This window comes from Actinomadura sp. KC345 (genome assembly GCF_004348515.1).
Taxonomy (GTDB): domain Bacteria; phylum Actinomycetota; class Actinomycetes; order Streptosporangiales; family Streptosporangiaceae; genus Spirillospora.
The window spans coordinates 1-1,979 of the sequence record NZ_SMKH01000538.1; the positions used below are offsets into that span (position 1 = coordinate 1).

At 72.0% G+C, this 1,979-nt stretch carries 2 protein-coding genes; one reads left to right on the forward strand and one right to left on the reverse strand.

What is annotated here, in order from left to right; all coding sequences use genetic code 11:
• On the reverse strand, window positions 1-824 hold an 824-nt coding region (locus E1281_RS39330), incomplete at its 3' end, for a class II glutamine amidotransferase (RefSeq protein WP_243717812.1).
• Window positions 825-1,057: 233 nt separating this feature from the next.
• On the opposite strand from E1281_RS39330, the gene E1281_RS39335 reads away from it, so the two are divergent.
• Window positions 1,058-1,979, forward strand: a 922-nt coding sequence (locus E1281_RS39335; RefSeq protein ID WP_131884763.1) for a hypothetical protein, incomplete at its 3' end; no start/stop codon positions are given.

Consider the following 1,979-nt stretch of genomic DNA (forward strand, 5'->3'; position numbering starts at 1 on the left):
GGACTCGCGGTCGCGGGGAGGGCGGCCTGGGAGGCGGCCTCGCGGATGGACAGGTCCGACCGGCGCAGGGGATGGCTCAGGGGCGCGAACGGAAACTGCGAGGTCTCGGTGAGGCCGTCCACGGTGAGCAGTTCGCCGGGCTGGAGGATGCGCCAGCCCGGCCGGTCGTCCATCGGCTCGCTCGCGATCACGACGGCGGGAACGGGACCGTCCGCCCCGGTCTCGCCGGCGATCCCGCTGACACCGCCCAGGCCGGGCGACAGGACCCACAGCTCATTGCTCTCCGGGTAGCGCAGCGCCCATATCCGACCGGCCTCGGCCATGAGCAGGTTGAGGGAGAAGACCGGGAGTTCGGCCGCGATGCGCCGTACGGCCTCGACGATCCCCGCCGTCGTGTCGCCGCGGCGGCGGATCTCCGCGGTCACGTAGGCGAAGACCAGTTCGGAGTCGGTCTCGCCGGACACGCGGGCGCGTTCCACGTCCGTCAGCCATGTCCCGAGGGTGTCCAGGCCCTTCACCACGCCGTTGTGCGCGAACAGGCGGTCGCCCATCACGAACGGGTGGCAGTTGTGCACGGTCAGCCCGCCCACCGAGGCGTCCCGGACGTGCGACACGAACGTATGGGAGGGGACGTTCCGGGCGTGCAGATCGAAGTCGGCGTTCTCGAAAGCGGCCAGGGGCGCGCGGTCACGGACCGGCTCACCGCCGAGGGAGAACCATCCGACGCCGGCGCCGTGCCGCATCCGGTGACTCTGCGAACGCAGGCTCCGGGGCGCGTCCAGCAGCCAGTGAGCGGCCCGGACCCGGGGGCCTCCCGTGCTCATACCGAAAAGTCGGCACATACGTCGCCTCTCACATCACTCTAACCGTGGGTGACGGCAAACTTACCGAATGTCGCGGCCTGCGTTGGGCGATTCTCACCTATTCGGTGGGTGACCACATCGGGCAACGCTCTGCGATCGCGGGGTTATCCACAGAATGGCGTTCTACGGCTCCGGGGCGGGAGGGCCGCGCATGCTTGCCGGACGTCATGCCCTGCCCTGGAAGGAGCGGCCCGATGGCCACGATCACGTTCCCGGTCCCGTCCACCACGACCTCCCGTTTCGCCGTCGCGGCCACGAGCATTCCGGGCGACCTCACCGGCCTGCTGCACGGGAGTCCGGCCGGCCCCTACCACGCCCACATCGCGGGACGGCTCGGCTCACCCCAATTGCGGGTCACCCGGGAGGACCTCGCGTGCCTGCGCTGGGACCCGGGGCACATCAAGGCGGCCCGGCCCGAGGACGGGCAGGCCGCACGGACCTTCAACGACGCCGCGGAATTCGCCGTCGTCACCGCGTTCGCGCCGATCACCGACCAGCCCCGCGGCGTCCAGGTCGCCCGCGCGGCCGCGCATGCCATCGCGGACGCCACCGGCGGGATCACGGCCGACCTCGTCACCGGCCATGTGCTGGCGCCGTCCGCCACCGAGAGAGCGCACTTCGTGCTGGCCGACCAGTGGCTCGGCGACGTTCTGCCGCCGTTTCGCGCCAACGGCCGGTGCACGGCCCCCGAGCCCCACCTGGACCCCGAGGGCGTCGACGGCTGCGCCTGCGTACGCCTGCGAACCCGCGGCCTCCGCCGCTTCGGCCTCCCGGAACTCCAGATCAGCGACGTCGCCTGCCCGCACGACGTGGCCGCGCTCAACGTCCTGCGCACGACGGCCCGCCGCCTTCTGACCGACCACTGGTCCTGGCTCGCCACCGGCCCGGCCGCCGGAACCCGGACGATCGCCGCCACGCTGCACCTCGGCCAGAGCGACTTCAACGACTTCTGGGACTCCCCACGCCGCGTCCACCTCGCACCCCCGGCGCCGTTCCAGGTTCACCTGTGCCCCCTGGCCCCGCGCCTCCTCACCGTCGGCCCACCGGCGGGCTTCGACGGCACGGTCAACGACTGGCTCTGGGGCGACACCCTCCCCCTGGGCATGTACGACGTCC